We start from the raw sequence: 6,815 nt of genomic DNA, 5'->3' as shown, positions 1-6,815 counted from the left end.
TATCCTATACGAGGATCGATTCACGCAAGGCTATGGCCAGCTAGACTCTCAGTTGTACGGAAAACAGGCGGATCAATGATTTATCAAAACCGCCCAAACACAAAAATTCTGACACTCCCTTGACAAGCGCCCCACTCAAACAGCTTCGCCCTTTCTTCCCCGACGCCAGCGGCCCGGCCGGCTTGCTCAAACTTTCGCCCAGCCCCCGCGAACCCTCTGCACCTTGTGGCAATGATGATCGTGCGAATTGGGTAATTGACCTGGGGTCGGGTCCAGGTCTTGGCATGGCCCGTGAGTTGAGGTTTCGGCGTCTAGGCCGTGACGCAAGAACGGGTTTAGGCCGTGACTTGACTCGTAAGGCGAGGTGTCTGCGCTTGGCGCCGGGGTAGGCGAAGTAAGCGTGCGCCGGGCAGGCGGGTCAGGTTGGGAGACAAGACCGCGCTGTGTGAGCGAGACGCTTACGGATAGCCAGTGGCTATCCGTTTCGCGAGTTCGCGGGCGCCCGACCTGAACTGCTTGCCCGGGAAGTCCCGGAAACGGGACCGCAAACGCATTGAGCCAGCCCCGGCGCCAAGCGCAGACACCGGTAAAGAACGAAAAAGCACTCGCGTCAGCTGCGAGCACCGGTTAAGAACCCAAAGAGCATCCGCACAAGTCACAGGCATAGTTTAAGAGCGCAAAAAGCATAAGCCACAGACATCAGTTAAGAACGAACCCCAACCGGCCAAAATCAGACAGCAACTTTCGTCCGTTTATTCTGATGCAAATGATCCCCAGCATCAGAAGGCAGCCGATAGAACGAAATCGCCGACGCAGCCGTAATCAGACCGATCACGATAAAGCCCCAGATAATGTCGATCAGCTCCAGCTCTGAACCCCCGCGCCAATTCATACTTACATTTAATGTCACCGCCGCGCACGCTACACCTAGACTAATCCCTAACTGCTGCGCCATCGCCGCGAAACTGCTGGCCCGACTCATATCCTGGGAGTTTAAATCAGCGTAAGTTAACGTATTCACCGCCGTGAACTGCAGCGAACGGAAGAAGCCACCGATAATCAGGATAAGCGCCATGATCCAGATCGGCGTATCGGCGCGGAAAAGCGCGCACAGAGCAATAAAAATGCCCGTCAATATCGCATTAATGATCAATACGCGCTTGAAGCCGAAACGCTGAATAATCGGCGTTGCCACTAGCTTCATCAGCATGGCCCCAACCGCGGCAGTAAACGTGATCATGCCCGCCGAAAAAGGCGATAAACCAAAGCCCACCTGCAACAATATCGCCAGCAGAAAAGGACTTGCTCCGATGGCAAAGCGGCACAGGTTACCGCCCAGCGTCGCAATCGCGAAGCTCGGAATACGCAGCAGGGATAAATCGATGATCGGGTGTGGCGTGCGCTTGGCGTGCCATATATACAGCACCCCGCAAACCAGGCCCGTGCCAGCCAGGGCCAGCATTTGCAATAAGGGCATAGACTGATGACCCAAGGCTTCGAACGAGAAAACCAGCGTGGCCAGGCTTACCCCACTAAGAATGAAGCCGACCCAATCGAGCCGATTTGCGCTAACAGGGTAATCGTCGCGTATGTAATACAACACCAGCGCGATGCCCAGTACACCCACTGGAATATTGATCAGGAAAATCCAGTGCCACGAGGCATAGGTGACCAGGAAACCACCTAGCGGCGGCCCAATAATAGGCCCCAGCAGCGCCGGCAGCGACAAAAATGCCATGGCCTTGAGCAGTTCGGTCTTGGGTATTTTGCGTAATAGAATAATACGGCCGACGGGAACCATCATTGCGCCTGCTAGTCCCTGAACGACTCGGGCGATCACCAGCTGTGTGATGGTTTGCGAGACCGCGCAGGCAATGGAGCTTGCCGTGAACAGCAGAATAGCGGCAATAAAAACTCGTCTTGCACCGAAACGGTCAGCCGCCCAGCCGCTTACCGGCACAAACACGGCTACGGCCAGCAAGTAGCTGGTAATGGCAACGTTCATACGTACAACAGAGGTATCGAACGACAGGGCCATGGCGGGCAAGGCGGTCGCCACCACTGTTGAGTCCAGCATTTGCATGAACAGGGCGCATCCGACAATAAACGGTATCATGCGGATGGCGCGTCGTTCACGCGCGGACAACGGCGAACTGGGCGAAATGGAAGTCTGTGCTGCAGTATAAGGTGGCATCAGGCACTCAGTTCAGCTCGAGTGAAGTAAACTTTAGTCTCGTCGGTTAACCAGATTTGGTAAGCAAGCATTATGGCAAAGAATTATGAATCGGAATTCACGGAATTCCTAAAAAAATACAAAACCGAGCATCCCGACACTGAAGCGCGGCAGCGCGAGGGTCGCGCACGGTTGTGGGACAAGCAGATCGATCCAGAATCGCAGGAAGGCTTCCGCGCTGGCCGGCTTCCGCAAAAGCCGTACGTTTATCAAACCAATTAAGCGTTTTCATGTCTTTGTCTAAGGTTCGGGCCCGAGAGCTCGACGCTCTGGTCGAACCGGCAGTAGACAGCACACCCGATGTGGTTGACAGTGTGGCCTTGGCTCGCCTCTATGGCGAGCCTTTGTTCGCCATGCCACAAGACCTGTATATCCCGCCTGATGCCCTGGAAGTTTTCCTTGAAACCTTTCAAGGGCCGCTGGATCTGTTGTTGTATTTGATCCGCAAGCAGAATTTCAATGTCCTTGATATTCCGATGGCCGAGGTCACCAAGCAGTATTTATCTTACGTAGACCAAATCCGCAAGCACAATCTTGAGCTCGCCGGTGAGTACCTGTTGATGGCGGCGCTTCTTATTGAAATCAAGTCGCGCATGTTGCTGCCAGTGAAAAAAGCCGACACCGGTGAAGAAATCGATGATCCGCGTGCCGAACTGGTCCGGCGCCTGCTCGAGTACGAGCAAATGAAGCTGGCTGCCCGCAAGCTGGACACGCTGCCCCAATTGGGCCGCGACTTCCAGCGCCCCCACGCTTTCATGGACCTGGAGTTCGAGCAGATGCTGCCCGACGTTAGTCCGGACGATTTGCGTAATGCCTGGCTCGACATCATGCGACGCGCGAAACTTAATCAGCATCATCGCATCACGCGAGAACAGTTATCGGTACGCGACCACATGAGTCAAATACTGCGTCGCCTTAGCGACGTACGCTTCATGGAGTTCACGGAACTTTTTTCCGAGCGTGTCAATCAAGGCGATGCGACGGCGATTCTGGTCGTACACTTCCTGGCTATGCTGGAGCTTGCTCGCGAGTCCCTGCTCGATATTACGCAGGCAGAGCCCTATGCGCCTATCTATGTGCGCTTATCATATATACGCGCCGTCGCCTGAGCGACGGTGCAAGCCAATTCCCAGCGGAGATTTTTTTGAAAGTCGTTCACACTATTGAAGAGCTGCGTGACCAGTTGCGGGGCCAGTTACGCGTCGCGTTTGTGCCGACCATGGGCAACCTTCACCAGGGTCATTTGGCCTTGATGAAGCTGGCAAGACAGCATGGAGATCCGGTGGTCGCGAGCATTTTTGTGAATCGCTTGCAGTTCGGCCCCAACGAGGACTTCGATCAGTACCCGCGCACCCTTGCCTCGGACATCGAAAAGCTTGAACGCGAGCGCAACGTGTATGTGTTGTTCGCGCCTAATGAACGCGAAATGTACCCAGAACCGCAGAACTTCCGCATTCTGCCGCCGCCGGATTTGGGCGGCATTCTGGAAGGCGAATTCCGCCCGGGTTTTTTTGCCGGCGTCAGCACCGTCGTATTGAAACTGTTCTCGTGTGTTCAGCCCAGCGTGGCGGTTTTTGGCAAGAAAGACTATCAACAATTGATGGTGGTGCGCAATATGTGTCGCCAGTTTCAGCTGCCCGTGAATATTCTGGCCCACGAAACGGTGCGCGATACGGACGGCTTGGCCCTTTCGTCGCGCAATATGTATCTGGAGTCAGAACAGCGGGCCGAAGCACCGCAATTGTTTGCGACCCTGAAGGCATTACAACAGCGGGTGGTAGAAGGCCAAACCGATGTAGACCTGCTAGAGCGCCAAGCGATCGAGCACCTGCGTGGCCGCGGCTGGAAGGTTGACTACGTATCGTTGCGCCGCCAACGCGACTTGCTAACGCCTACCGCTAATGAAATTGCCGCTCACGAGCCGATGGTCGTTCTGGCTGCCGCGAAGCTGGGCAATACGCGCCTGATCGATAACCTGGAAATCCAGGCAGACAATCTGTAAGAACTGACAGCAGACCTACCCAGCTCGCTATGCCAGAATGCCTCATCGATAATGATAAGGAGACTGGTATGCATGAGGTACAAAATGCAGAAAGTTCGCCGTTCTCGGTGCTAACGCCCCGCGAACGCGACGTTATGGACTACGTGGTACTCGGCAAGCCAAATAAAATCATCGCGGCAGAATTAGGCGTATCGCAACGCACCATCGAAGCCCATCGCGCGCGAATTTTTCAGAAGATGCAGGTCAGGAATGCGGTGGAACTGGCGCGCTGCATATTGTCGCAGCGCATAGCGTCGTAGTGGAGGGCCGGCTTGCCATGCCCCCTGCACTTGCTTGATGGCCTGGCTCGACTCAGTCGCACTGCGGCGCGGGTTCGCTGGCAAGTTCGTCGATAGGGTCAATGTCTTGCTGGCGGGTCAAATGGTAGTCGAGCGTCGGCTTGGTGTCGTTGATCATGTTGACACGCAAGACGTTATCGTTAATGAACGACAAGTTGGCTTTGGTCGCCTCGTTTTTCAGTTGCAGTACTACACGCAAGGGCTTGGTACCAATTACGGCCCAGCAGCCTTGCTGAATAATGTCGTTCTCGGCCCCAGGATTATCAAGCATGACGGTGCGCGCACGCCATTGCCCTGCGGGCGCCATCGTCAGTGTTATCCGCGTGGCCGAACAGGCCGGGGTGTTAACCAGGCATGGCAGCGTTCCTAAAAAGGTTTTTGCTTCGGCTAATGGCCTGGCTTTGACGGCATTGCCTTCGGTAGCGGGTTCTGCGGCCGACTTAGGTTTTTTACCCTCCTCGTCGCCAAAACCCAGTCTTATCTGCGACGGAGCCCGTGTTCCCGTGCGGCCCTGGGCATATGCCTGCGCGTCGGTCATTGTGTTGTCGTGCGGGGTGTCGTAATAGCCTGCCGTCTTCTGCTGGGCACAGCCGCTTAACACCATGGCGAACATCGCAATGCCAACGGGTTTGCAGTATGGAATACGAGTAAATAAAGGTAGGGCTGGCATAATGTTTTCCGTCGACGAAAGGGTCAGTAAGCATTCTACGCATTTATCGTGCACACGGTAAGCGGCCGTTTTAATGACGCACTCTTGAAACTCGGGTCGATTGCGCTCGCCGGAGGTCCCATATTTTGCTGAAATTACAGTGGATGCTTTGGCAGGCCGTTCAGCTATTCTTGATGGCAGGGCTGGGTGCCTTCGTGGGGGTGCGTGTAGCGTTTATCGCCAATGTGTATGTCAGGGCGCTCGCCGCTGGCGCCGCACCCGATGCTGCGTTAATGCGCAATGCTATTTTGCAGGGGCTTTATTGGCCGTGGATCAGCACGGTTCGCGGCGTCGGCATCCGCGCACCTGAAGCCGCATCGGCCCCGATGGCCAGGGATCCATTTGCCATTCCCTGTGCCATGTTGATGGCCTGCTTATATGTCCTTCTGTACAGCTTGCACCGCCATCATCTTCTGTACTTGATCGCCATGGTGCTTGCCAGTGTCATGTTGCTGGCTCTTGCCTTGATCGATATGCGCAGCCGCTTGTTGCCCGATTCGCTGACCTTGCCCTTGATGTGGCTGGGCCTGCTTTTGGCGTGGTCCGGTCACGGCGTCGTGCTTGCCGATGCGGTGGCAGGCGCCATGATGGGCTACGGCGTCTTGTGGTCGCTGTTTTGCATCTTCAAAGCGTTGACCGGGCACGAGGGTATGGGTTATGGCGACTTCAAATTGTTGGCGGCTCTTGGCGCATGGCTGGGCTGGCAGCCCTTGGCCGGGGTCGTGTTGGCCGCTTGTTCTACAGGTGTTCTATTTGTGGTGCTGCGGCAAAGAACCTGGCGTCCCAGCGGATCGTATCCGTTTGGGCCGTTTCTGGGGGCGGGCGGAATGGCTGCGCTTTTGCTTGGGTCTGAGGTACATTTGTATTTTTGACAGCAAAGGTGCGCGAGCATGTTCAAAATAGGCCTGACAGGCGGTATAGGCTCGGGTAAAAGTCGCGTTGCCGACTTCTTTGCCTCGTGGGGTGCCGCTGTCATCGATACCGACGTCATCGCTCATCAACTGACGGCTCCTGGTGGTGCAGCCATTGAACCGATACGCCAGCATTTCGGACCAGACGTCATCTCTCCCACTGGGGCGCTCGATCGGGAGGCGATGCGCGATCTGGTTTTCGCCAGCCCGGAAGCCAGACACCAGCTCGAGGCCATCATTCATCCGATGATAGGCTCGGTTACAAAGCGAAGGGCCGACACGGCGGAAGGGTGCTATCTTGTGTTCGTTGTTCCCCTATTGGTGGAATCGGGGCGCTGGCGCGATCGGGTCGATCGCATCTGTGTCGTCGATTGTGATTCTGCTACGCAGATTGCACGTGTCAGGGCGCGTAGCGGTCTGACGTCCGAAGCTATTGGGCGTATCATATCCGTTCAGGCATCGCGCGAAGCCCGTCTGGCCGTCGCTGACGATGTGGTACTTAACGACATGCATACCAGTATCGAAGAACTCGAACGCCGTGCGCGCGAATTGCACTTTAGTTGGTGCAGGCAAGCGCAGCTGCAAGGCGGCTCGCAAGCAGCCGTTTCTAATCATTAAAAAA

General features: G+C 55.7%; 8 protein-coding genes. 6 read left to right on the top strand and 2 right to left on the bottom strand.

Annotated elements, in window-relative coordinates:
- Positions 1-730 precede the first annotated feature (730 nt).
- The gene (locus tag EKL30_RS14515; protein WP_126707970.1) at positions 731-2,116 is read right to left on the bottom strand and encodes a DHA2 family efflux MFS transporter permease subunit; all 1,386 of its coding nucleotides are present in this window, start codon (positions 2,114-2,116) and stop codon (positions 731-733) included.
- Positions 2,117-2,266: 150 nt separating this feature from the next.
- Between EKL30_RS14515 and EKL30_RS14510 the strand changes: the two genes are divergently transcribed.
- The 4 genes from EKL30_RS14510 (at position 2,267) to EKL30_RS14495 (ending at position 4,534) form a co-directional block, all read left to right on the top strand.
- On the top strand, positions 2,267-2,455 hold the full coding sequence (locus EKL30_RS14510; RefSeq protein WP_126707939.1) for a DUF3460 family protein: 189 nt from the start codon (positions 2,267-2,269) through the stop codon (positions 2,453-2,455).
- A gap of 8 nt (positions 2,456-2,463) precedes the next feature.
- A complete protein-coding gene (locus EKL30_RS14505; RefSeq protein ID WP_126707938.1) occupies positions 2,464-3,342 on the top strand; it encodes a ScpA family protein in 879 nt (292 codons plus the stop codon).
- Positions 3,343-3,377: 35 nt separating this feature from the next.
- A complete protein-coding gene (panC, locus tag EKL30_RS14500; protein ID WP_126707937.1) occupies positions 3,378-4,235 on the top strand; it encodes a pantoate--beta-alanine ligase in 858 nt (285 codons plus the stop codon).
- A gap of 68 nt (positions 4,236-4,303) precedes the next feature.
- The gene (locus EKL30_RS14495) at positions 4,304-4,534 is read left to right on the top strand and encodes a response regulator transcription factor (protein ID WP_126707936.1); all 231 of its coding nucleotides are present in this window, start codon (positions 4,304-4,306) and stop codon (positions 4,532-4,534) included.
- Positions 4,535-4,586: 52 nt separating this feature from the next.
- On the opposite strand, the gene EKL30_RS14490 is transcribed toward EKL30_RS14495, so the two are convergent.
- Positions 4,587-5,243: a hypothetical protein gene (locus tag EKL30_RS14490; RefSeq protein ID WP_126707935.1), complete on the bottom strand. Its 657-nt coding sequence runs from the start codon at positions 5,241-5,243 to the stop codon at positions 4,587-4,589.
- A gap of 125 nt (positions 5,244-5,368) precedes the next feature.
- Between EKL30_RS14490 and EKL30_RS19370 the strand changes: the two genes are divergently transcribed.
- Together EKL30_RS19370 and coaE are read left to right on the top strand one after the other, a co-directional pair.
- Positions 5,369-6,154: an A24 family peptidase gene (locus EKL30_RS19370; protein ID WP_126707934.1), complete on the top strand. Its 786-nt coding sequence runs from the start codon at positions 5,369-5,371 to the stop codon at positions 6,152-6,154.
- Positions 6,155-6,172: 18 nt separating this feature from the next.
- Positions 6,173-6,811 (top strand): dephospho-CoA kinase, encoded by a 639-nt coding sequence (gene coaE, locus EKL30_RS14480; RefSeq protein WP_126707933.1) that lies wholly within the window; start codon positions 6,173-6,175, stop codon positions 6,809-6,811.
- Positions 6,812-6,815 lie beyond the last annotated feature (4 nt).

This window comes from Candidimonas sp. SYP-B2681, assembly GCF_003971065.1.
Taxonomy (GTDB): Bacteria; Pseudomonadota; Gammaproteobacteria; order Burkholderiales; family Burkholderiaceae_B; genus Pollutimonas.
The sequence above is the reverse complement of the archived record's forward strand: the minus strand, read 5'-3'. Positions and strand labels throughout refer to the sequence as shown.